The sequence below is a fragment of the Ruegeria sp. AB10 genome (assembly GCF_056542745.1).
This window is the reverse complement of record NZ_JBQGAI010000017.1, coordinates 13,082-39,863: the sequence shown is the minus strand read 5'-3', so window position 1 is coordinate 39,863 and position 26,782 is coordinate 13,082. Positions and strand designations below refer to the sequence as shown.

The 26,782-nt window shown below is 61.3% G+C and carries 28 protein-coding genes; 19 read left to right on the top strand and 9 right to left on the bottom strand.

The window, feature by feature from the left end:
- Positions 1 to 51: 51 nt before the first annotated feature.
- From ACR0NT_RS18980 to ACR0NT_RS18960, 5 genes are read right to left on the bottom strand one after another with little or no spacing between them, the layout of a single operon-like run.
- A complete protein-coding gene (locus ACR0NT_RS18980) occupies positions 52 to 435 on the bottom strand; it encodes a carboxymuconolactone decarboxylase family protein (RefSeq protein ID WP_170446434.1) in 384 nt (127 codons plus the stop codon).
- Positions 436 to 452: 17 nt separating this feature from the next.
- Complete coding sequence (locus ACR0NT_RS18975) at positions 453 to 1,193, bottom strand: sulfotransferase-like domain-containing protein (RefSeq protein ID WP_170673722.1); 741 nt, start codon at positions 1,191 to 1,193, stop codon at positions 453 to 455.
- Positions 1,194 to 1,211: 18 nt separating this feature from the next.
- Positions 1,212 to 2,036: an aspartate racemase/maleate isomerase family protein gene (locus ACR0NT_RS18970; protein ID WP_170673719.1), complete on the bottom strand. Its 825-nt coding sequence runs from the start codon at positions 2,034 to 2,036 to the stop codon at positions 1,212 to 1,214.
- A gap of 7 nt (positions 2,037 to 2,043) precedes the next feature.
- On the bottom strand, positions 2,044 to 3,135 hold the full coding sequence (locus tag ACR0NT_RS18965) for an aromatic ring-hydroxylating oxygenase subunit alpha (RefSeq protein WP_170673716.1): 1,092 nt from the start codon (positions 3,133 to 3,135) through the stop codon (positions 2,044 to 2,046).
- Complete coding sequence (locus ACR0NT_RS18960) at positions 3,132 to 4,019, bottom strand: MurR/RpiR family transcriptional regulator (RefSeq protein WP_170673713.1); 888 nt, start codon at positions 4,017 to 4,019, stop codon at positions 3,132 to 3,134. The genes ACR0NT_RS18965 and ACR0NT_RS18960 overlap by 4 nt, the downstream gene beginning before the upstream one ends.
- 68 nt (positions 4,020 to 4,087) lie before the next feature.
- Between ACR0NT_RS18960 and ACR0NT_RS18955 the strand changes: the two genes are divergently transcribed.
- The 7 genes from ACR0NT_RS18955 to ACR0NT_RS18925 all read left to right on the top strand — a co-directional run bounded on the left by ACR0NT_RS18955 (position 4,088) and on the right by ACR0NT_RS18925 (position 12,905).
- Positions 4,088 to 6,541: an FAD-dependent oxidoreductase gene (locus tag ACR0NT_RS18955; protein WP_170673710.1), complete on the top strand. Its 2,454-nt coding sequence runs from the start codon at positions 4,088 to 4,090 to the stop codon at positions 6,539 to 6,541.
- Complete coding sequence (locus tag ACR0NT_RS18950; RefSeq protein WP_480443499.1) at positions 6,541 to 7,623, top strand: alcohol dehydrogenase family protein; 1,083 nt, start codon at positions 6,541 to 6,543, stop codon at positions 7,621 to 7,623. The genes ACR0NT_RS18955 and ACR0NT_RS18950 overlap by 1 nt, the downstream gene beginning before the upstream one ends.
- Positions 7,620 to 8,198 (top strand): dimethylsulfonioproprionate lyase family protein, encoded by a 579-nt coding sequence (locus ACR0NT_RS18945; protein WP_170673708.1) that lies wholly within the window; start codon positions 7,620 to 7,622, stop codon positions 8,196 to 8,198. The genes ACR0NT_RS18950 and ACR0NT_RS18945 overlap by 4 nt, the downstream gene beginning before the upstream one ends.
- A complete protein-coding gene (locus tag ACR0NT_RS18940; RefSeq protein ID WP_170673705.1) occupies positions 8,195 to 9,301 on the top strand; it encodes an enolase C-terminal domain-like protein in 1,107 nt (368 codons plus the stop codon). The genes ACR0NT_RS18945 and ACR0NT_RS18940 overlap by 4 nt, the downstream gene beginning before the upstream one ends.
- A complete protein-coding gene (locus ACR0NT_RS18935; protein WP_170673702.1) occupies positions 9,298 to 10,413 on the top strand; it encodes an enolase C-terminal domain-like protein in 1,116 nt (371 codons plus the stop codon). Before ACR0NT_RS18940 ends, ACR0NT_RS18935 begins: the two co-directional genes overlap by 4 nt.
- Before the next feature lie 109 nt (positions 10,414 to 10,522).
- On the top strand, positions 10,523 to 11,626 hold the full coding sequence (locus ACR0NT_RS18930) for an enolase C-terminal domain-like protein (protein WP_170673699.1): 1,104 nt from the start codon (positions 10,523 to 10,525) through the stop codon (positions 11,624 to 11,626).
- 1 nt (position 11,627) lies between these two features.
- Positions 11,628 to 12,905: an aminotransferase class III-fold pyridoxal phosphate-dependent enzyme gene (locus ACR0NT_RS18925; RefSeq protein WP_170673696.1), complete on the top strand. Its 1,278-nt coding sequence runs from the start codon at positions 11,628 to 11,630 to the stop codon at positions 12,903 to 12,905.
- Between the two features lie 223 nt (positions 12,906 to 13,128).
- Here the strand turns inward: ACR0NT_RS18925 and hemC are convergent, their stop codons facing one another.
- Positions 13,129 to 14,088, bottom strand: coding sequence for a hydroxymethylbilane synthase (hemC, locus tag ACR0NT_RS18920; RefSeq protein ID WP_170673693.1), 960 nt, complete (start codon positions 14,086 to 14,088; stop codon positions 13,129 to 13,131).
- A 108-nt stretch (positions 14,089 to 14,196) separates the two neighbouring features.
- On the opposite strand from hemC, the gene hemE reads away from it, so the two are divergent.
- Positions 14,197 to 15,231, top strand: coding sequence for a uroporphyrinogen decarboxylase (gene hemE / locus ACR0NT_RS18915; protein WP_170673690.1), 1,035 nt, complete (start codon positions 14,197 to 14,199; stop codon positions 15,229 to 15,231).
- 60 nt (positions 15,232 to 15,291) lie between these two features.
- On the opposite strand, the gene ACR0NT_RS18910 is transcribed toward hemE, so the two are convergent.
- On the bottom strand, positions 15,292 to 16,401 hold the full coding sequence (locus tag ACR0NT_RS18910; protein WP_170673687.1) for a CaiB/BaiF CoA transferase family protein: 1,110 nt from the start codon (positions 16,399 to 16,401) through the stop codon (positions 15,292 to 15,294).
- A gap of 154 nt (positions 16,402 to 16,555) precedes the next feature.
- On the opposite strand from ACR0NT_RS18910, the gene ACR0NT_RS18905 reads away from it, so the two are divergent.
- From ACR0NT_RS18905 to uvrC, 7 genes are all read left to right on the top strand, one after another.
- Entirely contained in the window at positions 16,556 to 17,485 is a 930-nt protein-coding gene (locus ACR0NT_RS18905; RefSeq protein ID WP_170673685.1) for an ABC transporter ATP-binding protein, read from the top strand.
- Entirely contained in the window at positions 17,482 to 18,243 is a 762-nt protein-coding gene (locus ACR0NT_RS18900) for an ABC transporter permease (protein WP_170673683.1), read from the top strand. The genes ACR0NT_RS18905 and ACR0NT_RS18900 overlap by 4 nt, the downstream gene beginning before the upstream one ends.
- Before the next feature lie 113 nt (positions 18,244 to 18,356).
- Positions 18,357 to 19,154: a S49 family peptidase gene (locus tag ACR0NT_RS18895; RefSeq protein WP_170673680.1), complete on the top strand. Its 798-nt coding sequence runs from the start codon at positions 18,357 to 18,359 to the stop codon at positions 19,152 to 19,154.
- A 1-nt stretch (position 19,155) separates the two neighbouring features.
- A complete protein-coding gene (locus ACR0NT_RS18890) occupies positions 19,156 to 19,326 on the top strand; it encodes a hypothetical protein (protein WP_170446400.1) in 171 nt (56 codons plus the stop codon).
- Entirely contained in the window at positions 19,323 to 20,285 is a 963-nt protein-coding gene (locus ACR0NT_RS18885) for a calcium/sodium antiporter (protein ID WP_170673676.1), read from the top strand. Before ACR0NT_RS18890 ends, ACR0NT_RS18885 begins: the two co-directional genes overlap by 4 nt.
- Positions 20,286 to 20,306: 21 nt before the next feature.
- Positions 20,307 to 21,086 (top strand): SDR family oxidoreductase, encoded by a 780-nt coding sequence (locus tag ACR0NT_RS18880; RefSeq protein WP_170673673.1) that lies wholly within the window; start codon positions 20,307 to 20,309, stop codon positions 21,084 to 21,086.
- Positions 21,087 to 21,376: 290 nt separating this feature from the next.
- Positions 21,377 to 23,251: an excinuclease ABC subunit UvrC gene (gene uvrC / locus ACR0NT_RS18875; RefSeq protein ID WP_170673670.1), complete on the top strand. Its 1,875-nt coding sequence runs from the start codon at positions 21,377 to 21,379 to the stop codon at positions 23,249 to 23,251.
- Here uvrC and ACR0NT_RS18870 read toward each other — a convergent pair.
- Positions 23,248 to 24,132, bottom strand: coding sequence for a DMT family transporter (locus ACR0NT_RS18870; protein WP_170673667.1), 885 nt, complete (start codon positions 24,130 to 24,132; stop codon positions 23,248 to 23,250). The genes uvrC and ACR0NT_RS18870 overlap by 4 nt on opposite strands.
- Before the next feature lie 183 nt (positions 24,133 to 24,315).
- On the opposite strand from ACR0NT_RS18870, the gene pgsA reads away from it, so the two are divergent.
- From pgsA to ACR0NT_RS18850, 4 genes are all read left to right on the top strand, one after another.
- A complete protein-coding gene (gene pgsA, locus ACR0NT_RS18865; RefSeq protein WP_170327279.1) occupies positions 24,316 to 24,984 on the top strand; it encodes a CDP-diacylglycerol--glycerol-3-phosphate 3-phosphatidyltransferase in 669 nt (222 codons plus the stop codon).
- Positions 24,985 to 24,987: 3 nt separating this feature from the next.
- Positions 24,988 to 25,233, top strand: a complete 246-nt coding sequence (gene moaD, locus ACR0NT_RS18860) for a molybdopterin converting factor subunit 1 (protein ID WP_170673663.1) — start codon at positions 24,988 to 24,990, stop codon at positions 25,231 to 25,233.
- A 1-nt stretch (position 25,234) separates the two neighbouring features.
- Complete coding sequence (locus ACR0NT_RS18855; protein ID WP_170673660.1) at positions 25,235 to 25,678, top strand: molybdopterin synthase catalytic subunit; 444 nt, start codon at positions 25,235 to 25,237, stop codon at positions 25,676 to 25,678.
- A 67-nt stretch (positions 25,679 to 25,745) separates the two neighbouring features.
- Positions 25,746 to 26,465 (top strand): hypothetical protein, encoded by a 720-nt coding sequence (locus ACR0NT_RS18850; protein ID WP_170673657.1) that lies wholly within the window; start codon positions 25,746 to 25,748, stop codon positions 26,463 to 26,465.
- Here the strand turns inward: ACR0NT_RS18850 and ACR0NT_RS18845 are convergent.
- Positions 26,462 to 26,782, bottom strand: coding sequence for a hypothetical protein (locus tag ACR0NT_RS18845; RefSeq protein WP_170446384.1), 321 nt, complete (start codon positions 26,780 to 26,782; stop codon positions 26,462 to 26,464). The genes ACR0NT_RS18850 and ACR0NT_RS18845 overlap by 4 nt on opposite strands.

The window sequence follows — 26,782 nt, the reverse complement described above, 5'->3', positions numbered from 1 at the left end:
TTCACATAAAACGGCTCTCGGACTTCGGACTTTCCGCAGTAGGGGACGTAGTCACTCATTCTCCAATACGCGCCGCGCCACCCGAAAACACTCCAGTGCCTGGGGCACGCCGCAGTAGATGCCGATCACGTGGATGATGGCGCGAATTTCTTCTTTGGTGACGCCGTTGTTCAGTGCGCCTTTGCAGTGAATTTCCCACTCGTGCATCTTTCCCAATGCGCCGATCATCGAAAGGTTCATCATCGACCGGGTTTTTGCGTCGATCACGTCATCGCCCCAGCCAAAGCCCCAGCACCAGGCGGTCATCGCCTCTTGAAACGGGCGGGTGAAATCATCCGCGGCCGCAAGGTTCTTTTCCACGTATTCAGCGCCCAGAGTGCCTTTGCGTTGTTCCAGCCCTTTGAGGAAAAGGTCTTCGTCAAAAATATCTGCCATGTGGGGTCTCCGGTGCTTCAGCGCGTCAGGCGGTGTTTGTAGAGGTGATCATAATGCGGTTTCATGCGGCGATGCACCTGTTTCACCCGATCCGGCGCATCGTCGATTTCCACATAGCGGCGGGGCTGCGGTGCAAGGCCCGTTGAATTCGCAAGGTTGGCGTGGAAGGACCCGCCATCCCACCAGCTATGGGCCGAGGGGTCGCCGCCCGCCTCCCAGCTCAGGGCGTCTTCGATGAAGGGAAAGCCGACGGCGTCGCAGAACGCCTGCGTCATGCCGTGCGGGTCTTCCAGCAGATCATCGCTGTCGATCACCGGCGACGGGGTGCCGTTCAGCGCGGTCAGCAAGTCGAACAGGGCGCGTTGTTCGGGAAAGCCGACCTCGCCCTCGGCGAAATCGGGCCAGCGTTTGTGCATCGAGGTGATGGTTTTTGCCGGGTCGCGGATCAGGAAGGCATGGGTGAAGTGCGACAGGAACTCTGCATCCCACATGTGGTTGATGTAATGTGGGAAGTCCTTGAGGAAGACCGGACCGTTTTCGGAGCGCGCCTGAATGTCCTGCCACACGCTGTCCAGCGTCAGGCCGGGCGTCGTCACGTCGCCGGGCTGGAACCGGTGCCACAGCGGGTCTTCGCCCTGATACCAGGCCTCGCCAAACGGTTCGTGCAGGCAATCCAGATCGCCACGTTGCCGCATCATCCATTCAAAGGCCGTCGAGGTGGACCGGGGCACCGCCCAGAGCGCGAGGATTTTGTGCATGGGTTTGGAACCTCCGGGTCAGAGCCGTTTCAAAAGCTGGCCATGTGGCGTTTCCGGTGACAGGCCGAGCGATTTGAAGATTCGCCAGTAGAGCGCGATGTCGTGGCCGATCACCGGCTTGCCAAGGGCAGCTTCTAAAGCGTCGGCCAGATGCAGCGGGCGCTGTGGCAAGCCATTCGGACCAGTTCGAAAATTGCACATGCCGTTGATCAGGATCGCATCGGCCTGCGGGGCTTGCTCGGCCACAAATTCAAAGCTCTTGACCGCCAGATCACCGTCAAACACCCAGCGGCACGCGTTGATATCCTCCTGACTGGCAAACCACCCCTGATCGTGGAAATTGCCCGCATAGAGCACATCGAACCCGGCCTCTTGCAGAAATCCGACCGTGCCCTGCCACCATTCGGGCCAATGATAGGCGGCGTTCAGCGCGATTTTCTCGACGTTCATCTCGCGCAGGGCTTCGACCATCGCGTAACCGGCCATGTGAAACTGCGTGCCGTATTTATCGGACAGGTGGGCACAGTGCTGACGGACACCCTCGACCCCCAACCCGCAGGCATGCACCCAATTGGACCCGACCTGCCCGCACACATCCACCCCGTTGCGCGACATGCAATGGACGAAATCCTCGAGCATGCCAAAGTTCTGCTTGCGCTGATCCAGTCCGTGCGCGTAGTCCGGCACATGCAGCATCCAGCCATGTACGCCGACCTTCTCGGGGCAGATGCGCAGGAAATCCGACGGAGCCGCGTCAAAGTCGAAGGGCGGGCAGGTGAAGCCCACCTGATGCGGGAACAGCTTGTGCTCGGGTCGCCAGTCCTCGGGCATCAGCATGGGCATTCACCGGTCAAGGATCGACCGCCTCGCGCATCCATTGCTGCAACCGGGCAATCGAATGTTCCGACATCACGCCACAGCCGGGGTCCAACACCAGCGGGCCGGGGCGGTAGCCGCGGGATTTCAGGCCGCGATGAACGGACTCGACCAGCCGGATATCCTCCTCGACCGTGGTTTCGCGGTCCTGCACCGCCAGTTGCCGGATCACGGCGCTTTCCGAGCCGCCCTCGGTGTACCAGCCGCGCCAAACGGTGCAGTGATCGGCATCGTTGGCGCGCCAGTGATAGGTGTTCAGCACATTGCCCGGGTAGCACTGGAACGAAAACATCGGCCACAGGAACCATGACTGGTAATCCCCCGCATGGGGCACCGACAGATCGACGGGATAGGTCATCTTGTCGAGGCTCTGGCATTCGGTCGTATGACGCAGAACGTAGCCGCCGCTGGCGTCGGGCTGGATGTCATAGGTCTCGGGTTTGACGACACCTTCGGCAAAGGTCGGGTGGTTGGTGGGGCAATGGTAGCATTCCGAGTAATTCTCGATACTGACTTTCCAGTTGCAGTGTTCCGGAATCTCGACCCATTCCAGCGGTTCCAGATCGTCGATCTGCGGAACAAAAGCGCGGATTTCCTCGCGCACGCCGGGATACCATTCGTCCATCGGCGCGGCGTTGTCGTCGAGATTGACGAAGATGAAGCCGTTGAACACTTCGGTCCGCACCGAGGTCAGGCAGATGGCGCTGCGGTCGAAGCCGGGGACGGATTTGATGTTCGGTCCGGCGCGCAACTGGCCGGACAGTTCATAGGTCCAGGCGTGATAGGGGCAGACGACGACGCGCGTGTTGCCCGCGCCGCTGACCATTTCGTGCGCGCGGTGCTGGCAGACATTGTAGAAGGTGCGGATTTCGCCGTCACGGCCCCGGATGCAGAACAGGCTTTGCCCGGCGATTTCGAACGCGAAATAGTCGCCGGTTTCCCGCACCTGCGCCACATGGCCCGCGAATTGCCACGTTCGGGCCAGAAGCCCCTGCATTTCCTGCGCGAATATCGCCGGGTCCGTGTAATAGCGCGCGTCCAATGAGTGCGTCAGCGGTGCGTTCATTCGGGCTCCTCCGCGTAGAGGCCAAGTTGGTGTCTGCGTTGGTGAAACCGCTCCACCCGCTCGACGATTTCGTCGCTGGACACGGCGATCACGAAGGACAGCAACGTTTCCAGCAGGGCGATGGTCGAGACGGAAGAGGGGAAGAATTGCGGCGTATCGGCGGCGACAACAAAGCCATGCTGCGCGTTCAGGATCACCGGGCTGGCCGGGCTGTCCGAGATGCCGATGACGGTCAGCCCCTGCAGGCGGGCCAGTTTGATCGCGTCGATCACTTCGGTCCGGTAGGGGTGACAGGTGATGGCGATCAGCACGTCCTGCTCATCGGCCCAGGCCAGATCATCCACCGGGGTCGAGCCGGGGCGGGGGATGGCGTGAAATTGCTTCATCCCCGTCGAGGCGAGGTAGGTGAAGTTGCGCGCGTTGGCGTTGTTGACGCCCACGCCCAGCGTGAAAATCTGGCGGCAGTTCCAGATGTCCTCGGCCGCTGCCTTCAGGCGCGCGGCATCGATCCCGGCAAAGGTGTCCTCGATATTGCGGATCGCGGCGCCGACCATATCGGCGTAAAGGCCGCCCAACTCACCGGACTTGCCGATATCCTGCAACCAGCGTGCGCGGTCGGGAAACGACACGCTGCCCTGCCGAATCGCATCGCGGAAGGGCGCGCGGAAATCCTCATACCCTTCAAACCCCACTTGACGGGCCATCCGCACAAAGGTGTTGGGTTTGACCTTGGCGGCCTCGGCAATCTCGCGCACCGTTGAAACCCCAACATCCGTTGGGTTTTCCAGCACGTAGCGCGCGGCTTTTTGGGCCTCGGGTGTCAGGGCCTCCCATTCGGCGCTCAGGCGGTCGAGAACGATTGATGATACATTTGTGTCATTCATGATTGACGATGGTACAAATGTGGAATTAGCCTGTCGAGCAGAAAAGCGACTCGGGAAGAGGAAATGTCATGTCCGAGAAGAAATTGCCCACCCACACGCGCGTGGTTATCGTCGGAGGCGGCGTCATGGGGGTCGGTCTGGCCTATCATCTGGCGCATGAAGGCTGGGGCGCGGATACCGTCCTTTTGGAAAAGGCAGAATTGACCAGCGGCAGCACCTGGCACGCGGCGGGGCAGATCACCCATTCGACCTCAAGCTTTGGGCTGGGCAAATGCGTGGACTACAATATCGGGCTTTACTCCGGCGCGTTGGAGGCTGAAACCGGCCAGCCGGTGACATGGCACGGCTGCGGGTCCTTCCGCCTGGCCTATACCGAGGATGAGATGGACTGGCTGCGCCATACTCTGTCGGTGGGCCGGTCGCTGGGCTTCAACATCGAATTGGTTGGCCCTGAGAAGGTGGCTGAGCTGCACCCGTTCTACAATCTCGACGGTGTGTTGGGCGCGTTGCACACGCCGGATGATGGCCATGTTGACCCGACCAATGTGACCATGGCGATGGCTGCGGGTGCGCGTCAGAAAGGCGTGCGCATTTTCCGCAACTGCCGCGCCACCAACATCACGCAGGCTGACAATGGCGAGTGGGTGGTCGAAACCGAAATGGGCACCATCACCTGCGAGCATGTGGTGAACGCAGGCGGCACCTATGCGCGGCAGATGGGCGAATGGTCGGGGCTGCAACTGCCGATGACCTCGATGACCCACCACTACTTCGTGACCGAGCCGGTGCCCGAGTTCCAGAATCTGGACAAGGAACTGCCGGTGATCCGCGATGACCGCAAAGTCTCGGGCTATATCCGGATGGAGCAGCAGCGCGGGTTGATCGGGATTTACGAGAAAGAGAACCCGAACTCGGTCTGGCATGACCATTGCCCTTGGGAATACGAGAACTGGCTGTTCGATGCGGATTACGACCGGGTGATGCCGTGGCTTGAGGAAAGCCTGAACCGGATGCCGATCTTTGCCGAGCTGGGTATTCAGCGTGACGTGCATGGGGCGATCTCGCACCCGCCGGACGGCAACCCTCTGATCGGGCCCGCGCCGGGTGTGCGGAATTACTGGTGCTGCTGTGGCACCCAGATCGGCATCGGCTGGGGGCCGGGCCTGACACGCGAACTGGCGCGCTGGATGGTGCATGGGGCCGCCGATATCTCGATGCGCGAGTTCGACCCGCGCCGGTTCGGCAGCTATGCCACCAAGGGCTGGCAGGTGATCAAGGCCGAGGAAGATTACTGCCTGCGCCACGAAATCCCCTTTCCACATTTCAACCGTCTGGAGGGGCGTCCGATCAAGCCATCGCCGCTGTATGAGTTGCTGAAGTCCAAAGGCGCTGTGCATGAAGAGGTCTACGGTTTTGAACGCCCTCGCTGGTTCGCGCGGGACGGGGTCGAGCAGCGCGATCACTACTCCTTCCGCCGTACCCCCGCCGACGACATGGTCGCGGCCGAGGTCAAAGCGGTGCGCGAACGCGTCGGCATCATGGATGTCACCGCCTTCACCAAGGTCGAGGTCTCTGGCCCTGACGCCTATGCCCTGCTGGATCGGTTGACTGCCAATCGGATGCCGCAAAAGGTCGGCTCGATCACGCTGACCCATATGCTGAACCGCCGGGGCCGGATCGAGTTGGAGACCACGATTGTCCGCATGGCCGAGGATCGCTTCTATCTGGTCTGCGCGGCGTTCTTCGAGCAACGCCTGCTGGATCACCTGGCGCAACACCGCGTGGAAGAGGATGTGCAGATCACCGCGCTGTCCGCCGATTGGTCGGCCCTGTCCCTGAACGGCCCTCGGTCGCGCGACGTGCTGGCGCGCTGCACCGATGCCGATCTGACCAATGCCGGGTTCCGCTGGTTGTCTGCGCAGGAAATCACCGTCGCCGGGCATAAAATCTGGGCCTTCCGCATGTCCTATGCAGGTGAGTTGGGGTGGGAGTTGCACATGCCCAATGCCGCCTGTCTGGATGTCTACACCAAGCTGTGGGCGGCGGGTGAGCCGCATGGCATCACCGACTATGGCAGCTTTGCCATGAACGTGATGCGGATGGAGAAGGGTTTCAAGGGTGCGGGCGAGTTGACCAACGAAGTCACTCTGGCCGAGGCGGATGTGCTGCGCTTTGCCCGTACCGACAAGGGCTATCTGGGTAAGGACATGACCCTGAACTCTGACCTGCCGTGGGTCTGCGCCTATCTGGAAATCGAACCGGACGGCGAGATTGATGGCCACGGTGGTGAGGCGGTGATGCTGGATGGTCGCGTCGTGGGGTCCACTGCGTCGGTGGTCTACGGGCATACGGTCGGCAAAATCCTCGCCTTTGCCTATATCAGGCCCGAAGCCGCAACACCCGGAACCGCCCTGCAGGTCGTGATCCACGGCTCGCCCCGCGCGGCGCGTGTGCTGGGCGAACCAGCCTATGACCCGCAAAGCCTGCTGCCGCGCACCGACGCCGCATTGGAGACCGCGTGATGACCCTGCCCGGCACGATGAAAGCCATGGTCACGATGGGCCATGGCGGTCTGGACCAGATGGTGCTGCACACAGACTGGCCCCGGCCCGCCCCCGCGCCCGGAGAGGTGCTGATCAAGGTTGCCGCCTGCGGTCTGAACAACACCGACGTCAACACGCGCTCAGGCTGGTATTCCAAGACCGTCACCGATGCGACCACCGGAGGTGCCTTTGACGAGGTCGGCGAAGAGGACCCCACATGGGGCGGCGCGCCGATCACCTTCCCGCGCATTCAAGGCGCCGATATCTGCGGCGAAATCGTCGCCGTGGGCGATAACGTGGCCCCCACCCGTATCGGCGAACGTGTCATCACCGATGGCTGGCTGCGCGATCCGTCAGATCCCGGCAATATGGACAAGACCGGCTATTTCGGCTCGGAACGGGACGGCGGCTTTGCCGAATACGCCACGACGCTGGCCGTGAACGCGGTGCCGATCACGTCCGACCTGTCGGATGCGGAACTGGCGACCTTTTCGTGTTCGTATTCTACTGCCGAGGGGATGCTGACCCGCGCCAACGTGACCGAAGCCGACACTGTTCTGGTCCCCGGAGCCTCGGGCGGTGTTGGTGGCGCGCTGGTGCAACTCGCCAAACGGCGCGGTGCCCGTGTGATCGCATTGGCGTCCGAGGCGAAACATGCCGACGTGGCAGAGCTGGGGCCGGACATGATCCTGCCTCGGGCACCCGAAAACCTGCGCGCCGCGCTGGGCGATGAAAAGATCACCGTGGTCGCGGATGTGGTCGGTGGCCCCTATTGGCCCAACCTGATCGACATCCTCGAACGTGGCGGCCGGTACACCTGTTCCGGTGCCATCGCCGGCCCGATGGTCGATTTCGACCTTCGGACCTTTTACCTGCGTGACCTGACCTTTACCGGCTCGACCGTGATCGACCCTCAGGTGATGCGCAACCTCGTAAAATACATCGAGGCTGGAGAAATCAAACCCGCCCTCGCCGCAACCTATCCGCTGGAGGAGCTGCGCGAGGCGCAAGCCGCCTTCATCGCCAAACAGCACACCGGGAATATTGTGGTGCTTCCATGACCCTGGACGACGTATTAGAGGCCGCACGGCAGCTGCATCAGGCGCATCCCGATCTCTCAGCGTTCGGCGCGTGGCCAACAGATCTGACCGCAATCCAACTAGAGCCCAGCCACGTTCCCGCAGTTGATCTGGTGCGCAATTTCGATGCAGGCGGCAGCGAAACCACCCGAGCCTTGTCCGACGCGATCGGGGCCACCGCGCATCTGGCCCAATGGAAGCTGACCTATACCGAGGATGAAGTCGGTGCCGATTTCCTCAATCGCTATGGGTATTACGAACTGTTCGGTCCGACCGGTCATTTCCACTCGACCCAGTTGCGGGGCTATGTCGCCTATTGGGGGGCGGGCCTGCACTATGACTGGCACAGCCATCAGGCCGAGGAGCTGTATCTGACGCTGGCCGGAGGGGCCGTGTTCCGCGTCGCAGGCGATGACAGTTTTGTCGGGCCGAACCAGACGCGCCACCATGACAGTTGGCAAAGCCATGCGATGACCACGACAGACCAGCCAATCCTGACCTTTGTACTCTGGCGTGGGGAAGGCATGGATGACTTGCCACGGATGGATGCCGCATGAAGATCACCCGCATCCGCATCTATAAGACCGGTCTGCCCTATGTGGGCGGGGCCTATGTCTGGGGTGCGGGCAATGCGATTGAAACGGCCACGGCGTCGGTGGTTGTGATCGACACCGACGCCGGATTGCAGGGCTGTGGTGAGTTCACACCCTGCGGTGAGAACTACATGGTTGCTCATTCCGAGGGCGTCGTTGCGCTGGCCCGGCTGGTGGCACCGTCGCTGCTGGGGGAAGACCCCCGGCAGGTGGCACGGATCGAACAACTGTTGGACCATCTGGTGCAGGGGCACGGATACGCCAAGGCTCCGTTCGACGCGGCGTGCTGGGATATTCTGGGACAGGCCTGCGATCAGCCCGTCTGGATGCTGCTGGGCGGAAAGCTGACCGATGGTGCGCCGATGTACCGGGTGGCGCCGCAAAAGGCGGTGGATGAGACGGTGGCCGAGATGAATGCCTACCGCGATCAGGGCTATCGCCAGTTTCAGATCAAGGTTGGCGGCGATTGGGTCAGTGACATTGACCGCATTCGCGCCACGGTGCCCTTGCTGCAACCGGGTGAAAGGGCGATGGCCGATGCCAATCAGGGCTGGCGCGTGGACAATGCGATCCGGGTGGCGCGGGCGACGCGCGATCTGGACTTCATCCTGGAACAGCCGTGCCGTAGTTATGAGGAATGTCAGCAGGTCCGCCGTGTTGCCGAACAGCCGATGAAGCTGGATGAATGCCTCACCGGAATGCACATGGCCCAACGGATCGTTGCGGATCGGGGTGCCGAGATCTGCTGTCTGAAAATCTCGAACCTCGGCGGTCTCAGCAAGGCGCGCCGGGTGCGGGACTTTCTGGTGGAAAACCGCATTCCGGTGGTCAGCGAGGATACCTGGGGTGGTGAGATCACCACTTCGGTCGTGGCGCATTTCGCGGCCTCGACGCCGCCCGAATTCCTGCAGAACACCACTGACCTGATGAATTACAACACCCGATCCACCGGAAACGGCGGCCCGGCGTCGCGGGATGGCAAGCTTTACGCCCCGGATACGCCAGGGTTGGGCGTAACCCCGGATTTCGAAAGCCTCGGCGCACCGGTGGCGGAGTATGCCCTATGAAAATCAAGACCATAACAGTTTTCCAAGTCGATCTGCCGCTGGAGCATCCCTATTGGCTGTCCGGCGGGCGGCTGAAGTTCAAAACGCTCGACGCGACGGTGGTGAAAATCGAAACCGATACCGGCCTGATTGGCTGGGGCGAGGGCACCCCATGGGGCCATACCTACGTGCCCGCGCATGGGCCGGGCATCCGCGCAGGGATTGAAACGATGGCACCGTTCCTGCTCGGCCTTGATCCTCGCAAGGTGCTGAATGTGGAACGCGCAATGGATCTTGCGCTGCCGGGGCATCTATATGCCAAAAGTCCGATCGACATGGCCTGCTGGGATATCGCGGGGCAGGCGGCGGGCCTGCCGATTGCCGATCTGATGGGCGGCGGGTCCCGCACCCCGCGCCCGATTGCCTCGTCGGTCGGCGCAAAAACCATCGACGAAACTCGCGAGGTGATGGACCGCTATCGCAGCCGAGGCTACATCGCCCATTCGGTCAAGATCGGCGGCGATGTGGAACGCGACATCGCCCGCATCCGCGACGTTGAAAGCATCCGGCATCCGGGTGAGATCGTTCTCTACGACGTGAACCGGGGCTGGACCCGGCAACAGGCCCTGCGGGTGATGAGCGCCTGCGAGGACCTGAACGTGATGTTCGAACAACCCTGCGAGACATTGGACGACATCGCCGCGATCTCGGGCCGTCATGCCTCGCCCGTGTCGGTCGACGAAAGCCTCGTCACCCTGCAGGACGCCGCCCGCATTGCTCGTGATGGCCTGGCCGAGGTGTTCGGGATCAAGCTCAACCGCGTCGGCGGCCTGACCAAGGCCGCACGGATGAGGGATATCGCGCTGGCGCATGGAATCGACATGTTCGTGATGGCGACCGGAGGCTCGGTTCTGGCTGATACCGAGGCGCTGCATCTGGCCGCCACCATCCCGGATGGCAATTGCCACGCCGTCTGGGCCTGTCAGGACATGATCACCGTCGATATCGCCGGTGGTCGCGGGCCGCGCAACATCAATGGCCACCTGCACCTGCCGGAAACGCCTGGCCTTGGCGTCTACCCCGACGAAGACGCCCTCGCCCCCCCAATCGCAACCTACGAGGCCCCGCGATGATCCGCCTCTTCATCTGTCCAAAAATATCCCGGGGAGTGAATTGGCCACAGGCCAAGAGAGGGGCTGGCCCCTCTGACAGCGCCGCGCCCAAACGCAAAGGACGGGTTGAATGAAGATCAACAAGATAACGCTTTGGTCCGTCGACCTGACCAGCCATGAAACCTATCACATGGCCGAAGGCAAAACCTGCGGTACCGTGACCTCTCATATCCTCTGTCTTGAAACGGATACCGGTCTGATGGGATGGGGCGAGGTCTGCCCGATCCCGCATTACCTGCCTGCCTATGCGGGGGGTGTGCCGAGTGCGATCAGGGAAATGGGGCCAGAGATCCTGGGCATGTTCCCGTTTGGAGCCGATGCGCCGATGCGCAAACTGGACGGATTTCTGCAGGGGCACCGCTATGCAAAGTCGATGGTCGATATCGCCCTGTGGGACCTGTTCGGGCAGGCCACCGGCCAGCCGGTCTATGCGTTGCTGGGCGGCCGGACGCGCAGGGACATGCCGCTTTACCACTCGATCACCTGTATCTCGCCGGACGAGATGGCCCGCATCGCCCAAACCGCTTACCAGACGGGTATTCGGCAGTTTCAGGTCAAACTGGGCGTCGAGGGCGACTGGCAGGCCGATGCCGAACGCCTGACCAAAGTGCGCGAGGCCGTGGGGCTGGGGCCGCTGGTCTATGGCGACTGGAACTGTGGCGCGTCGCGTCTGCAAGCCACGCGAACAGGCCGGGCCGTGGCGCATATGGACGTGATGCTGGAACAGCCGTGCAAAACGCTGGAAGATTGCGCTGCCGTGCGGCAGGCCACCGGCTTGCCAATGAAGATCGACGAGAACGCCCATGATCTGGCCTCGCTGCTGCGCGCGCATGAGCTGGGCTGCATGGATGCTGTCGCCCTGAAACTGTCGAAATTCGGCGGGCTGTCGGCGATGCGCCGGGCGCGGGACCTGACCGTGCATCTGGGGGCCGAGATTTGCGCCGAATGCACCTGGGGCTCGGATATTGTAACCGCCGCCTCGCTGCACTTTGCAGCCTCGACCCCGCACGGATCGCTGATGAATACCTGCGACCTGTCCTCTTATGTGGCCCCGCGCCTTTGCCCGGACGCACCAAACCGTGAAGAGGGCCGGATTGCCCCGCCCGACGGTCCGGGCTTAGGTGTAACCCCTGACCCCGAAATCCTTGGTTCCCCGATATTGGAGATCGTGTGAGATGCTGAAGATCAACACCCAATCCGAATGGATCGCCCGCGCGAACGAGGTTCTGCCCGCCGGGGGATTTGGCAATTTCGACCCCGGTATCATCATCGCCCGCGGCGAAGGCAGCCGGGTCTGGGACGAGGACGGCAATGAATATATCGACTACCTGATCGGGTCCGGCCCCATGCTGCTGGGCCATGGCCACCCCGAGGTGATGGAGGCCGTGCTGGAACAACTGCCCAAGGGCATGACCTTCTTTGCCAACAACGCCAAAGGCATCGAGCTGGCCGAAGCCATCGTTGATGCCGTGCCCTGCTGCGAACAGGTGCGCTTTGTTGCCTCGGGCGGTGAGGCGGATATGTACGCGATCCGTCTGGCCCGCGCCTATACCGGGCGCAACAAGATCCTGAAATTCGAAGGCGGTTATCACGGCATGAGCGCCGAGGCACAGATGAGCCTCGCCCCCAGCCGTCGGGTCAATTTCCCTCAGGCGGTGGCGGACAGTGCGGGTATTCCCGACAGCGTGGCCGAACAGATGCTGATCGCGCCCTACAACGATCTTGAGGCCGTCGCGGCCCTGCTGGATGAACATGACGACATCGCCGCGATCATGGTCGAACCGCTGCAGCGGATCATCCCGCCGCTGCCCGGATACCTGCAGGGGCTGCGTGATCTGTGCGACAAGCACGATGTCCTGCTGATTTTCGATGAGATCGTCACAGGGTTTCGACTGGCTTATGGCGGTGCGCAGGAAAGATACGGGGTGACGCCCGATATCTGTACGCTGGGCAAGATCATCGGCGGCGGCTTCCCTCTGGCCGCGCTGGGCGCCAGCGCCGAGATCATGCAGCATTTCGACAAGGCCAAGGTCGGCGAGGAGGGCTGGCTGATGCAGTTGGGCACCCTGTCAGGCAACCCGGTGGCCTCGGTCGCAGGGCTGAAAACGATGGAGGTTCTGCGGCGTGAGGGTGTCTATGACCAACTCCGCGCAACCGGGGCGGCGTTGCAGCAGATGCAGGGGGCGGCGCTGACCGGGGCCGGTATTCCGCATCAGATCGTCGGGGATGAGACGCTGTTTGACATCTATTTCACCGATGCGGCTTGCCGCGACTATCGCAGCGCCAATCATGACGACCCCAGCCGCAATGCGCTTTACAACGATACGTTGCGTGCGCATGGGATATTCAAATCTCCGGGCAAGCTCTACCCGTCGCTGGCGGTGACCGAGGGTGATCTGGAACAGACCCGGTCGGCCGTCGATTACGCCGTGCGGGCGATCAGTGCGGTCTGAGGTGCTGTAACGGAATAAAGTGGGCCGCTGTCATAATGTGACAGCGGCCCTTACCAATCGGATATCAAGGTTGGTCTCGCCCCCTCGAATACCACTTAATCAAGTTAACTGAACAAAAACTTTCGACTTATTCGAGACCGATCCAACATCGCAACCAGTATGACTAATTTATGCCCGATCCGGATGTTGGTTACAGTGAAGTTGTTCACATTGAATAAGTTTTTCAGCCTCTCCAGTCGAAAAAACCCGGCCCTGCCTGTTTCAGAAGGGTCTCAGCCATGACACGGCCCATCTCGGCGCCGTCGGCAATTGCGCCGGTGATGTCCTCGGATATCGCCTCGGACCCGTCGGGGCGCAGCACTTCGCCGCGCAGGCGCAGCTGGTCGCCCTGTATCTCGGCCAACCCGGCAATGGGCGTTTCACAAGAGCCATCCAGTGCCGCCAGCAAGGCGCGTTCCGCAGCAAGACGCTGACCGGTTTCGGCGTGGTGGATCGCCTCGAGCATACCCGCAGCACGGGAATCTTCGCTGCGGCGTTCGATGCCGATCGTGCCCTGCGCGATGGCAGGCAGCATGTCCTCGGGCGCGATTGCCGTGGCCGGGACGTCCTCCATATTCAGGCGGCGGATGCCGGCCATGGCCAGAAACGTGCAGTCCGCCACGCCGTCGGCCAATTTCTTCAGGCGGGTCTGCACGTTGCCACGAAACTCGACCACATTCAGATCAGGCCGCCGGTTCAGCAATTGCGCCCGGCGGCGCAGCGATGACGTGCCGACTACCGCGCCCTGCGGCAGGTCATGGATCGAGCTCAGGCTGGGTGAGATGAACGCGTCGCGCACATCTTCACGTGGCAGGAACGTGTCCAGCACCAGACCGTCAGGCTGCTCCACCGGCATGTCCTTGGTGGAGTGCACCGCAATGTCGATATCGCCGCGCAGCATTGCCTCTTCGATTTCCTTGGTGAACAGGCCCTTGTTGCCGATTTCTTTCAGCGGGCGGTCCGCGTCGATCATGGCGCGGTTGTCGCCGGTGGTTTTGATCACCACAATCTCGAACGCCTCTTCGGGCAGGTCGAATGCCGTTCCCAGCCGTTGCCGGGTTTCATAGGCTTGTGCCAGCGCCAGGGGCGAACCACGGGTGCCGATCTTGAGCGGTGAGTCGGGGGAGGGCAGGGTCAGTGTCATGCGCACAGCTTTAGTCGCGTCACATTGCCCTGACAATGGGGGCATGGCTTGACAAATTGCCGCCGAAGGAAGACCCGTTGCGGCAAACCTGATGATTGGGGGCAAAAGATGGCCGAGACAAAGAAACTGCTGCGGGCGCTGGCGGGTGAGGTACAGGATGTGCCGCCGATCTGGATGATGCGTCAGGCCGGGCGGTATCTGCCGGAATATCGGGCGACGCGGGCGCAGGCGGGGGATTTCCTGTCGCTGTGCTACAACCCGGAGCTGGCCGCCGAAGTGACCCTGCAGCCGATCCGCCGCTATGGGTTCGATGCGGCGATTCTGTTTGCCGACATTCTGCTGGTGCCGCAGGCGCTGGGCGCGGATCTGTGGTTCGTCACCGGAGAAGGTCCGCGCCTGTCGACGATCACGCAGCAATCGGAATTCGACGCGCTGAAACCGGTTGAAGCCATCCACGAGACCCTGTCGCCGGTCTATGAAACAGTCCGCATCCTGTCGCGGGAATTGCCGTCCGAGACGACCCTGATCGGGTTTGCGGGTGCGCCTTGGACGGTTGCGACCTATATGATCGCCGGGCGTGGCACACCGGACCAAGGCCCCGCCCACGCGCTGCGCGAGGAAAACACTGCTTTGTTCGAAGCGCTGCTGGAGCGGATCACGCTGGCCACCATCGAGTACCTCTCGGCGCAGATCGAAGCCGGGGCCGAGGTGGTCAAGATCTTCGACAGCTGGGCCGGGTCGCTGAAAGGTGAAGCATTCCGGAAATACGCGGTCGAGCCTTGCCGCGTGATCACGCAGGCCATCAAGGCACGCCACCCCGGTATCCCGGTGATCGGCTTCCCGCGTGAGGCGGGTGACGGCTATATCGGGTTTGCCAAGGCGACCGGTGTGGATTGTGTGGCGCTGGACAACTCGGTGTCGCCGGAATGGGCGGCCGAGCATGTGCAGGTTGACGGCTGTGTACAGGGCAACCTGGCCTCGTCGCATATGGTGACCGGTGGGCAGACCCTGGTGGATGAGACGCGGCGGATTGTCGAGGCGTTCTCGAAAGGGCCGCATATCTTCAACCTCGGTCACGGGATCACGCCGGATGCGAATCCGGAAAACGTGCAGTTGATGATCGACACGGTGCGCGGGCGGTAAGCAAGGGAAGGGGGCCAGCCCCCTTCTTGGCCTGTGGCCAATTCATCCCCCGGGATATTTTTAGACAGATGAAGCGGCGGATGTTTGCTGCGCGTCAAGCTCGTTCAGGATGTCGTGACGGTGTTCTCCGCGGGCAGGGCTGGGTTTGTGGTGCCATTCGGTGGTTGAGAATCTGGGTGCGGCGGCGGCTTGTAGGGTGCCATCTGCCTTGTGCCATGTCTGGCGGGCGGCGTTCATCGGGTGGGCGTGTGCTTCGATGGGACTAAGGACCGGCGCGACGCAGGCATCGGTGCCCTGGAAGAGATCGGCCCACTGATCCCGGGTGTTGCTGGCGAAGATGTCGGACAGGCGTTGGGTGAGGGCGGGCCATGTCGCGGGATCGAATTGCGATTGGAAGCCGGGGTCGTCCGACAGGCCCATTTTCTGCAGGAACTGCGCGTAGAACTTGGGTTCGAGGCATTGGACCGTCACAAAGCCGCCGTCGGAACAGGTATAGGTGCGGCTCCAATGGGGGCCGTCCAGCAGGCTTTGACCGCGGGTTTCCGACAGGTTTCCGGATTGGTTCAGGCTCATGAGCAGGTTCATCATATGCGCCGAGCCATCGTAGATGGCGGCATCGACCACGGTACCTTGGCCCGTTTTCTGGGCGTTCAGCAGCCCGGCCAGAAGGCCCGCGACCAGATACATGGCGCCTCCGCCTATGTCGCCGACCAGCGTGGCGGGTGTTTGCGGTGGCTGGCCGGGCTGAGAGGCGTACCAGAGCGCACCGGACAGAGCGATGTAGTTCAGGTCATGCCCGGCTGTGTCCGAAAGGGGGCTGTCCTGGCCCCAGCCTGTCATCCGCCCGTAGACCAGCCTTGGGTTCATTTGGTGGCAGGGCTCCGGCCCGAGGCCGAGTTTTTCCATCACACCGGGGCGAAAGCCTTCAATCAGAGCATCGGCCGAGGAGATCAGGCGTTTGGCGATCTCCAGATTGCGTGCGTCTTTCAGGTCCAGATCAATGGACCTTTTGCCACGGTCCAGCACCGAGTGTTCGGGCATCCCCGGTGTTGCAGCCTGACCCTTGCGGTGGATGGTGATCACATCGGCGCCCATATCCGCAAGCCACATGGCGGCAAAAGGGGCAGGGCCCAGCCCCTCAATCTCAATGATCCGAATACCGTTCAGCATGGTCCCCCCTTCGATTATCCGCAGGGTTCCGGGATCGCCGGTAAATTGCAAGGCCAGAGGTCAAACCCGCAAAAAAGCGCAGGGCCTTGTGCGAAATTGGCCTGTTCTGCGCCGGTGGGCCGGGGTAGGGTCGCCGCCAGAACAGGGAACTTGCATGACGACCATTCTTTCGATCAAAGATCTGCGCAAATCCTATGCCGACGGGTTTGAGGCGCTGAAAGGCATTTCTCTGGACATCGAGCAGGGGGAGATTCTGGCGCTGCTTGGCCCGAACGGAGCGGGCAAGACGACGCTGATCTCGACCATTTGCGGGATCACCACGCCGACCTCGGGTTCGGTGACGGTGGGTGGCCATGACATCCAGGCCGACTTTCGCGCCGCGCGCCGTATGATCGGTCTCGTGCCGCAGGAGATCGCGCTGGAGCCCTTCGAAAAGGTCTGGAACACGGTGCGGCTGTCGCGCGGGCTGTTCGGGCTGGGCCGTGACAACGCCATGATCGAGGATGTTCTGCGCAAGCTGTCCCTTTGGGACAAACGCAAGAACGCGATCAAGGAACTGTCGGGTGGCATGAAGCGCCGGGTGCTGATCGCCAAGGCACTTGCGCACGAGCCGCGCGTGCTGTTTCTGGACGAGCCCACCGCTGGCGTCGATGTCGAATTGCGCAAGGATATGTGGGAGATCGTGGCCGAGCTGAAACGGGCTGGCGTCACCATCATCCTGACCACCCATTATATCGAAGAAGCTGAGGCCATCGCCGACCGCGTCGGTGTCATCGACAAGGGTGAACTGCTGCTGGTGCAGGACAAGGACACGCTGATGGCGCAGATGGGCAAGAAACAGCTTGAGGTGATGCTGGCCGACCCGATCCAGGCCATCCCGGACAGTCTGGCGGCGCATAATCTGGCGCTGAATGGCAATGGGGATGCGCTGGTCTATACCTATGACACTCATGCCGACCGCACCGGCATCACCACATTGCTGAATGACGTGGCGCAGGCCGGGCTGGTGTTGCGCGACGTGCAAACCCGCCAGTCGAGTCTGGAAGAGATATTCGTCAATCTGGTGTCCGGAGAGCCCGCATGAACTGGTCCGCCATCGCCGCCATCTACCGGTTCGAAATGGCCCGGTTCTTCCGCACATTGGCGCAGAGCTTTCTGTCTCCGGTCCTGTCGACCTCGCTGTATTTCGTGGTGTTCGGCACCGCCATTGGCAGCCGTATTCAAGAGGTCGAGGGCGTGTCCTATGGCGCCTTCATCGTGCCGGGGCTGATCATGCTGTCGGTGGTGATGCTGGCGATTTCCAACGCATCCTTCGGCATCTATTTCCCCAAGTTTCTGGGCACGATCTACGAACTGCTCTCGGCCCCGGTGAACTTTATCGAGATCGTGATCGGCTATGTCGGCGCGGCGGCGACCAAGGCGCTGTTTGTGGGGCTGGTGATCCTCGCAACAGCCTCATTTTTTGTGGATTTACGCATCGAACACCCGTTTGCGATGGCGGCGTTCCTGATCCTGACCTGCCTCAGCTTTTCGCTGCTGGGGTTCATCATCGGCATCTGGGCCAGCAACTTTGAACAGATGTCGCTGGTGCCGCAACTGGTGGTGACGCCGCTGATCTTTCTGGGCGGGACTTTCTATTCCGTGTCCATGCTGCCGCCAGTATGGCAGACCATCACCTTGTTCAACCCTGTGGTCTATCTGATCTCGGGGTTTCGATGGTCGTTCTACGGGTTGGCGGATGTGCCAATCGGGTTCAGCTTGTTAGCCATTGTAGCGTTTACCGGCCTGTGTCTGGGCATTATCTGGTGGATCTTCAAAACCGGCTGGCGCATTCGCAGCTAGGTTGTATCAGGCGTTGCATTTTTGCCCACTGACCTTGGGAAATGTGTTCACGTCACAACTATCGGCCAAACGGTCCCTTGTTTACCGGTTGGGTGCACTCTACATCGGCTTCCATGAAACTCAGCCTGCCGTTTCTTAAAAAGCAACCCTGCGTGGCCGTTGTGCGCCTGTCCGGTGCCATCGGAATGGCCGGGCGTGGGTCGATGTCCGACACCACGCTGGCCCCGGTGCTTGAGAAAGCCTTTCGCAAGGGCAAACCCGCCGCCGTCGCGCTTGAGGTCAACTCGCCCGGCGGCTCACCAGTGCAAAGCTCGTTGATCGGCGCGCGAATCCGGCGTCTGTCTGATGAACTGAATGTCCCCGTCATCGCATTTGTCGAGGATGTGGCAGCCTCGGGCGGGTACTGGCTGGCAGCTGCGGCGGATGAGATTTATGCCGATGACAGTTCGGTATTGGGCTCGATCGGGGTGATTTCGTCCGGCTTTGGCGCCCATGTCCTGCTGAAGCGGCAGGGGATCGAGCGGCGCGTGCACACGGCGGGGCAGTCGAAATCCATGCTCGACCCGTTTGCGCCGGAAAAGAAAGAGGATGTCGAACGGCTGGAACGCCTGCTGGCCGATATCCACGAGAACTTCATCACCCATGTCAAAACCCGGCGCAGCGGCAAGCTGGACGAAAGCCAGGACCTGTTCACAGGGGAAATCTGGCTGGCCCGGCGGGCGCAGGAACTGGGCCTGATCGACGGCATCGCGCATCTGAAACCGAAGATGCAGGACCGCTTTGGCGACAAGGTCAAGTTCCGCCGCTACGGGCTGCGCAAGCCGATCTGGTCACGGTTCGGAGCGTCGCTGGCGCAGGATGCCATCGCCGGGCTTGAGGAGCGTGCTGCTTACGCGCGTTTCGGTTTGTGACGTGATTATCAAGATTGTCACCCTTTTCCTGATCGCCATGGGCGTGCTGGCGATGTTCGGCAAGCTGCGCTTTCCGGGGCAGAAACGGCTGCAATCCTCAAGATGTCCGCGCTGCGGGCGGTTCAGGATCGGCAAAGGCCCGTGTGCCTGCGAAAAAGGAGGCCGTACATGACGGCATGGCTGTTATCCGGCCTTGGTCTGTTGATCCTGCTGCTGGCGGGTGACGCGCTGGTGCGCGGCGCGGTAAACCTGAGCCTGCGTCTGGGCGTGCCTGCGCTGATCGTCAGTCTGACAATCGTGGCCTTTGGTACATCGGCGCCCGAGCTTTTGATCGCCATCAGCGCGATCAAGGAAAACGCGCCGGGGATCGCCCTGGGTAACGTGGTCGGGTCGAATACGGCGAATATCCTGCTGGTTCTGGGCGTTCCGGCCCTGCTGTCGACGCTGCACACCAGCGAATGCAACAGCCGCAGGAACTATGTGTTCATGCTGATGGCCTCGGTCCTGTTCATCGGGCTGGCCTTCTGCGGCGTGTTCACCCTGTTCAGCGGGGCGATTCTGCTGACGGCATTGGGTCTGATCCTGTGGAACGCCTTTCGCGAGGCGTATGCGCACCGCAAAGCCTGCGGTCAGGCCTGCGCCGATGATGAGGATTTGGAGGGCCTGGAAGAGGCCGACCCCAACATGGCCTACTGGAAGATTTCGATCTATCTGGTGCTGGGCCTGATCGGCCTGCCGATGGGCGCGCATCTGCTGGTCGAATACGCCACGGTGATCGCCCGCACCTATGGCGTCAGCGAAACGGTGATCGGCCTGACGCTGATTGCGGTCGGGACCTCTTTGCCGGAACTGGCAACCACGGTGATGGCTGCGCTGCGGCGACAGGCCGATGTGGCGTTGGGCAATGTGATCGGGTCGAACATGTTCAACCTGCTGGCCATCGTCGGGATTGCCACGCTAGTCGGGCCGATTCCCGTTGACCCGGAATTCTTGCGGTTCGACCTGTGGGTCATGCTGGGCGCTTCGCTGCTGTTGATCCCGTTCGTGTTTTTCAAGCAGGACATCACGCGCATCTGGGGCGTTGTGTTGACGCTGTTATACGCGGTCTACGTCATCGCATTGCTGGCGTGATTTGACTGAGAGGGAACACCCATGACCCGAGCGTTAGTGACCGGTGCCGGAATTCGCCTTGGCCGGGCCATGGCGCTGTATCTGGCCCGCCGCGGCTATGACGTCGCCGTGCATTACGCCACCTCGGAACAGCCCGCGCAGGAGACCGTGACCGAAGTTCAGGCCCTGGGCCGCAAGGCGGTGGCGTTGCAGGCCGATCTGCTGGATGAGGCACAGGTCAGCGATCTGCTGCCCCGCGCAGCCGAGGCACTGGGTGGGCCGGTCACCTGTCTGGTCAACAACGCCTCGATCTTTGAATACGACAACATCAGCACCGCCACTCGGCAAAGCTGGGACCGGCATATGGACAGCAACCTGCGCGCGCCCTTCGTCTTGACGCAGGCCATGGCAGCACAAGGGCTGGCGCCCGGCACGGATGAGGCGGGCGAACCCGTCGCCACCGGGCTGATCGTCAACATGGTCGATATGCGGGTGCGCAAGCTGACGCCCGAGTTCATGTCCTACACCATCGCCAAGATGGGCCTGTGGGCACTGACCCGTACCGCCGCGCAGGCCTTGACCCCTGCGATCCGCGTCAACGCGATTGGGCCGGGACCGACGATTCAGGGGCACCGGCAATCCGAAGATCACTTCAAGGCACAGCGCGCCAACACGGTTCTGGAGCGTGGCGCGAACCCCTCGGATATCACTGCCGCGCTGGGGTATTTTCTGGATGCGCACGCGGTTACCGGCCAGCTTTTATGCGTGGATGGCGGGCAGCATCTGGGCTGGCAAACGCCGGATGTTCTGGGGGTAGAATAGGTAAATTTGCTGCAAGTTTTGCACTGCTCACGTTCGCGTTACCTGCCCGTTACAAAATTGTCTTTTTTTTCATATGCTTGTCTTGTGCACAAAATAAAATAGCCTAAAAACAACAGCTTAAATATGTGCCTAATTTTTGTGCAACTCATTGAATCCATAAGTATACAAGGGAATTTCGCCATCCCCGGAAACTTATCTGCATAGTTATCCACAGAAACCGTGGATTTGTTTTCTCTTGATCTGGGGGCCTCAAGATTGCAGCCATTGTCAGGGAATCATATCTCAGGCCCATGACGACCCAGGACGAATCAAATCCGGACATTCAGCCCACCGGCTATGCCTGCATCCAGCGCTATGTGAAAACGCTGGACAGCTCGCCCGGTGTGTACCGGATGTTGGATGCGGACAGCCGGGTTCTGTATGTCGGCAAAGCGCGAAATCTGAAGGCGCGGGTGTCGAACTATACGCGCCCCGGCCATTCCGGTCGGATCGAGAAAATGATCGTCTCGACCGCTTCGATGATGTTCCTGACCACGCGGACTGAGACCGAGGCGCTGCTGCTGGAGCAGAACCTGATCAAGCAGCTCAAGCCCAAGTACAACGTGCTGCTGCGTGACGATAAGAGCTTTCCGAATATTCTGGTCGCCAAGGATCATGCCTATCCGCAGATCAAGAAACATCGTGGCGCGAAGAAGGAAAAGGGGGCCTATTTCGGCCCCTTCGCCAGCGCCGGTGCCGTGAACCGGACCCTGAACCAGCTGCAGAAGGCGTTCTTGCTGCGCAACTGCTCGGATTCGATGTTCGATAGCCGCACACGGCCCTGTCTGCTCTATCAGATCAAACGGTGCTCGGGGCCGTGTGTCGGGCTGATCTCGGAAGAAGGGTATCGCGAAAGCGTCCGCGACGCCGAACGGTTCCTGTCGGGCCGCTCGACCAAGGTGCAGGAGGATCTGGCCGAACAGATGATGGCGGCGTCTGAGGCGATGGAGTTCGAACGCGCCGCCGGTCTGCGCGACCGAATCCGGGCGCTGACGCAGGTGCAGACCAGCCAGGGCATCAACCCGCGCAGCGTGGCCGAGGCGGATGTGATCGGCCTCTATATGGATAGCGGACAGGCCTGCGTTCAGGTGTTCTTTATCCGGGCCAACCAGAATTGGGGGAACAAGGATTTCTATCCTCGGGTCGGGGCGGATGTGTCCCCGGCCGAGGTGATGGAGGCCTTTCTGGGCCAGTTCTACGACAACAAGGAACCGCCGCGGCAGTTGATCTTGTCGGACGGGATCGAAAACGCCGATCTGATGCAAGAGGCTCTGTCCGAGAAGGCAGGCCGCAAGGTCGAAATCCTTGTGCCCCAGCGTGGCGAAAAACAGGAGCTGGTCGCCGGTGCCCTGCGCAACGCGCGGGAATCGCTTGCACGGCGCATGTCGGAAAGCGCCACGCAGGCCAAGCTGCTGCGCGGTGTGGCCGAAGCGTTCGACCTTGATGCGCCTCCGGCCCGGATCGAAGTTTATGACAACAGCCATATTCAGGGCACCAATGCGGTCGGGGGCATGATCGTGGCGGGCCCAGACGGGTTCATGAAAAACGCCTACCGCAAGTTCAATATCCGCGGCGACGACCTGACCCCCGGTGACGATTTCGGCATGATGAAAGAGGTCCTGACCCGCCGTTTCACCCGCCTGCAAAAGGAAGACCCGGAACGCGACAAGGGCATGTGGCCTGACCTTCTGCTGATCGACGGCGGTGCCGGGCAGGTGAGCGCGGTGCATGAGATCATGGCGCAGTACGGGGTCGAAGACATCCCGATGGTCGGCGTTGCTAAAGGCGTCGACCGCGACCACGGCAAGGAGGAATTCCACCGCATCGGTCAGCACCCCTTTGCGCTGAAACGCAACGATCCCGTGCTGTACTTCATCCAGCGCCTGCGGGACGAGGCGCACCGGTTCGCCATTGGCACCCACCGCGCCAAACGGGCCAAGGCCGTGGGCGCGACGCCATTGGATGAAATCCCCGGTGTGGGCGCGGCGCGCAAACGTGCCCTGCTGGCCCATTTCGGCAGCGCCAAAGCGGTCAGTCGCGCCAATCTGGCCGACTTGAAAGCGGTCGATGGGATCTCAGCCGGGTTGGCGCAGAAGGTCTATGATTTCTTTCACGACAAGGGCTAGGCCTGTCGTCCGCGCCATAGGATATACAGTCCCGAGGCCACGATCAGCGCGCTGCCGATCCACATGGTCTGGTCCAGCTGCTCGCCAAACATCACCACGCCTAGACCGACACCAAACAACAGCCGCGAATAGCGGAAGGGCGTGACGGCCGAGACCTCGCCGGTCCGCATGGCTTTCATCAGCGCTGCGTACGCCGCCGTGCCCATCAGGATCGCCCCGCCCACATGCAGGCTTGTGTGCAGGTCCAGCGGTGCCATCGGTGTGCCCTCCCAGAACCGATAGGCCAGCCCGGCAACAACGATGCAGAGGAAGCCGTAGAACCCCAGCACCTCGGTCCCCAGTGTTGCGGGCGCAGCGCGGCTGGCCAGATCGCGCCCGGCAAAGCCCAGCATCCCCAACACCGCAAGGATCGACAGGGCCGAGAAACTGTCTCCGGTCGGTTGGACAATGATCACCACGCCGATCAGGCCGATCAGAATGGCGCTCCAGCGGCGCCAGCCGACGGCCTCGCCAAAGAACAGCGCCGCGCCTGCGACCACGACCAGAGGCGTGGCCTGCAGGATCACGGTTGCCGCAGACAAGGGCGTCAGCGTGATCGCCAGCACATAGAACAGCCGCCCCAGAATCTCGAACAGGACCCGCACCTTCATCGGGCGGGACAGCACATCCCTGTGAAACAGATTCGTGCCCCGCAACACGGCCACCGCCGCAAAGATCACCGTTCCACCGGCGCCGAACAGAACCAGAATCTGCCAGATCGGCAACGCGGCAGAAGCGCCCTTCAACAGTGCGTCTTCCAGCGCGAACAGCGCCATTCCGGTAATCATCCATGCACCGCCGATCAGGTTGGATCGGGGGTCGGTTTGAATATGTGCGGTCATGGCGTTTTGGTGCTCCTGAGCCGCCCGCCAATCTGACCGCAAAGACGCCGCGCGCCAAGCAGTATCTGGCTGAGAGTTCCCGGTTGCGACCCTTTGCCTTTTGGCCCTGCAACCGCCTGTGATCGGGTCAGTTTTTTGCCGCCCCGTCTTTCCTGTCCCGGACCGGCGATGTAGGGTCGGTGCATGAAGTGGAACCTGCCCAATATCCTGACCGTGCTGCGCCTGCTGGCCGCCCCCGGCCTGGCCGTAATGTTTCTGTATTTCACCCGCCCCTATGCCGACTGGTTCGCGCTGATCCTGTTCCTGACAGCAGCGATCACCGACTGGTTCGACGGCTATCTGGCCCGTGCATGGAAACAGGAAACCAAGATTGGCGCGATGATGGACCCGATTGCCGACAAGGCGATGGTGGTGATCGCGCTGATGATCCTTGTGGGCTATTCGACCGAGCATTGGACGCCCTGGCTGGTGCTGCCCGCCACCGTGATTCTGTTCCGTGAGGTTTTCGTCTCGGGCCTGCGTGAATATCTGGGCGATACGGCGGGAACGCTGAAGGTGACCAAACTGGCCAAGTGGAAGACGACCGCGCAGATGGTTGCCATCGCGGTTCTGTTCTCGCAGGGGATCTTCGAGCATAATTTTGTCATGGCCACCTTTGGGATGGACCCTACGGTCATTGATCAGGTTCTGACCGGGCAGGTCGAGGACCTGAACCACATCCGCTGGCATCTGGAAGGGATGTTCTGGTCGGGCCGCATCGGCCTGTGGCTGCTGTGGATTGCCGCCACGCTGACATTGATCACCGGCTATGACTACCTACGTAAAGCCATGCCCCATCTGAAGGAGAGCTAACCGATGGACGTGCTATATTTCGCTTGGGTGCGCGAACGCATTGGCCTGCCGAAGGAAAAGGTCGAAACACAGGCCGCGACGGTCAATGATCTGGTGGCCGAGCTTAGCGCGCGCGAGGACCGCTATGCCGCGGCTTTTGCTGATCTGTCCGCCCTGCGGGTGGCGCTGGATCAGGAACTTTCGGACTTTGACGCCTCGTTGGCGGGCGTGCGCGAGGTTGCGTTCTTCCCGCCGATGACAGGTGGCTGAGATGCGTATCGCTGTTCAGGAAGAAGCGTTTGATCTGGGGGCCGAAGCCAACGCATTCGCGGCAGGCAACGCGGCCAACGGGGCGATCGTGACCTTCACCGGCGTCGTGCGCGATCTGGCTTCGGGTGATCTGGATGTGATGGAGATCGAGCATTACCCCGGCATGACGGAACGCGCGCTGACCAAGATCGCCGAAGAGGCGCAATCACGCTGGTCTCTGGGGGATGTGCTGGTGATCCACCGCCACGGGCGGCTGGCGCCGGGGGATCGGATCATGATGGTGGCCACGGCTGCACCGCATCGCAAGGACGCGTTCGGGGCGGCGGAATATCTGATGGACTACCTGAAATCCCGCGCGCCGTTCTGGAAGAAGGAAATCACCAAATCCGGTGAGGAATGGGTGGCCGCCAAGGACGAGGACGAAGACGCGCTGACCCGGTGGTGAAGAGATAGGATACTCCATTGCAGCTTCTCCAAAACTACGTATCGTGTAGCTTTTGGAGAGATCATTGATGACATTTTATGCCCCCGAGAACCGTTTGGTTCTGGCGTGTTTCGAAGCGAGCCGCGCATGGTTTTCTGACGAAATAACCTTGCAGAAAGCGATCAGTTCGAAGTCCGAAACAGGCAACGGCGATTTCGCACAATTCCTAAAAGTCTGGCAACTCAGGCGGAATGCCAAAGCGTGTCCGGAGAGTCGGCGACAACTTCTAAAGCGGCTCGGTTCTATTGCTGAAAACTATGCAGATCGAGAAGCAATCAAGCGGCCTGGGTTCCAAGCAGAAATTGACAGTTTGCGAATTACCGAGTCGCAACCGGACGGCCTTACTTACGGCAGACCTGTTTCGATGGTCTCGAAATTCCTGTTCTGCAAAAACCCTTGGGAGTTCTCACCCTATGATCAATACACGCGTCGCGCGTTGAATTCCTTGGGGGCCAGTATAACCGTGGCCAACTATGCTGCATTTGTGGATGCTTTTGACCGGTTCCATGAGTTTGTTCAAAAAGACATGAGCAAAAAAGAACTCGAGTATGAAGCTTTCAAATTTGGCACCAAGAAATTTGAGAGCAACGAGTTGTTCACCCGCAGGGTGGCAGACAAGTACCTCATGCTACTGGGCGGGTTCGGTGATGGCCGAATGGTCAACGACATAGACATAAACGAGGTCAAAGGCGAGTTTCCAAGAAAGACGCTGGCAGACCACGGGCACGTACTCGAGCCGCGGTCTTAGTCCGCGTTATTGATGCGGCCGCGCAGTTCCTCGGCCTCTTGCCGGGCGGCGCGCAGGCCATCCATTGCGGCGGCCAGTTCGGCCTCGGTCTGGGTCAGTTGATTGGTCAGTTCGGCCTCGCGCTGTTGCAGGTAGGTGATCGCCTGATCGCGGGTTTCCTCGGCCTCGTGCAATTCCTGGCTCATGCGGTCCAGATCGGCCACGTCGCTTTGGCGGACGCGTGACAGGCGATGCGCCAGCCAGTTGGCGAACCAGCCCATGCAGAACGCCGCGAACAGGATGATGGCGGTGGCGATGATGAATTCGATTCTGTTCAC

What these genes read in the sequence shown, in the direction of transcription:
- ACR0NT_RS18895 (WP_170673680.1), top strand. Translation starts at nt 18,357, where the DNA reads ATGAAACTCAGCCTGCCGTTTCTTAAAAAGCAACCCTGCGTGGCCGTT.
- ACR0NT_RS18880 (WP_170673673.1), top strand. Translation starts at nt 20,307, where the DNA reads ATGACCCGAGCGTTAGTGACCGGTGCCGGAATTCGCCTTGGCCGGGCC.
- hemC (WP_170673693.1), bottom strand. Translation starts at nt 14,088, where the DNA reads ATGACACTGACCCTGCCCTCCCCCGACTCACCGCTCAAGATCGGCACC.
- ACR0NT_RS18935 (WP_170673702.1), top strand. Translation starts at nt 9,298, where the DNA reads ATGAAAATCAAGACCATAACAGTTTTCCAAGTCGATCTGCCGCTGGAG.
- ACR0NT_RS18930 (WP_170673699.1), top strand. Translation starts at nt 10,523, where the DNA reads ATGAAGATCAACAAGATAACGCTTTGGTCCGTCGACCTGACCAGCCAT.
- hemE (WP_170673690.1), top strand. Translation starts at nt 14,197, where the DNA reads ATGGCCGAGACAAAGAAACTGCTGCGGGCGCTGGCGGGTGAGGTACAG.
- ACR0NT_RS18905 (WP_170673685.1), top strand. Translation starts at nt 16,556, where the DNA reads ATGACGACCATTCTTTCGATCAAAGATCTGCGCAAATCCTATGCCGAC.
- ACR0NT_RS18855 (WP_170673660.1), top strand. Translation starts at nt 25,235, where the DNA reads ATGCGTATCGCTGTTCAGGAAGAAGCGTTTGATCTGGGGGCCGAAGCC.
- ACR0NT_RS18850 (WP_170673657.1), top strand. Translation starts at nt 25,746, where the DNA reads ATGACATTTTATGCCCCCGAGAACCGTTTGGTTCTGGCGTGTTTCGAA.
- ACR0NT_RS18970 (WP_170673719.1), bottom strand. Translation starts at nt 2,036, where the DNA reads ATGCCCATGCTGATGCCCGAGGACTGGCGACCCGAGCACAAGCTGTTC.
- ACR0NT_RS18870 (WP_170673667.1), bottom strand. Translation starts at nt 24,132, where the DNA reads ATGACCGCACATATTCAAACCGACCCCCGATCCAACCTGATCGGCGGT.
- ACR0NT_RS18945 (WP_170673708.1), top strand. Translation starts at nt 7,620, where the DNA reads ATGACCCTGGACGACGTATTAGAGGCCGCACGGCAGCTGCATCAGGCG.
- moaD (WP_170673663.1), top strand. Translation starts at nt 24,988, where the DNA reads ATGGACGTGCTATATTTCGCTTGGGTGCGCGAACGCATTGGCCTGCCG.
- ACR0NT_RS18900 (WP_170673683.1), top strand. Translation starts at nt 17,482, where the DNA reads ATGAACTGGTCCGCCATCGCCGCCATCTACCGGTTCGAAATGGCCCGG.
- ACR0NT_RS18925 (WP_170673696.1), top strand. Translation starts at nt 11,628, where the DNA reads ATGCTGAAGATCAACACCCAATCCGAATGGATCGCCCGCGCGAACGAG.
- ACR0NT_RS18960 (WP_170673713.1), bottom strand. Translation starts at nt 4,019, where the DNA reads ATGAATGACACAAATGTATCATCAATCGTTCTCGACCGCCTGAGCGCC.
- ACR0NT_RS18950 (WP_480443499.1), top strand. Translation starts at nt 6,541, where the DNA reads ATGACCCTGCCCGGCACGATGAAAGCCATGGTCACGATGGGCCATGGC.
- ACR0NT_RS18955 (WP_170673710.1), top strand. Translation starts at nt 4,088, where the DNA reads ATGTCCGAGAAGAAATTGCCCACCCACACGCGCGTGGTTATCGTCGGA.
- uvrC (WP_170673670.1), top strand. Translation starts at nt 21,377, where the DNA reads ATGACGACCCAGGACGAATCAAATCCGGACATTCAGCCCACCGGCTAT.
- ACR0NT_RS18980 (WP_170446434.1), bottom strand. Translation starts at nt 435, where the DNA reads ATGGCAGATATTTTTGACGAAGACCTTTTCCTCAAAGGGCTGGAACAA.
- ACR0NT_RS18965 (WP_170673716.1), bottom strand. Translation starts at nt 3,135, where the DNA reads ATGAACGCACCGCTGACGCACTCATTGGACGCGCGCTATTACACGGAC.
- pgsA (WP_170327279.1), top strand. Translation starts at nt 24,316, where the DNA reads ATGAAGTGGAACCTGCCCAATATCCTGACCGTGCTGCGCCTGCTGGCC.
- ACR0NT_RS18940 (WP_170673705.1), top strand. Translation starts at nt 8,195, where the DNA reads ATGAAGATCACCCGCATCCGCATCTATAAGACCGGTCTGCCCTATGTG.
- ACR0NT_RS18885 (WP_170673676.1), top strand. Translation starts at nt 19,323, where the DNA reads ATGACGGCATGGCTGTTATCCGGCCTTGGTCTGTTGATCCTGCTGCTG.
- ACR0NT_RS18975 (WP_170673722.1), bottom strand. Translation starts at nt 1,193, where the DNA reads ATGCACAAAATCCTCGCGCTCTGGGCGGTGCCCCGGTCCACCTCGACG.
- ACR0NT_RS18910 (WP_170673687.1), bottom strand. Translation starts at nt 16,401, where the DNA reads ATGCTGAACGGTATTCGGATCATTGAGATTGAGGGGCTGGGCCCTGCC.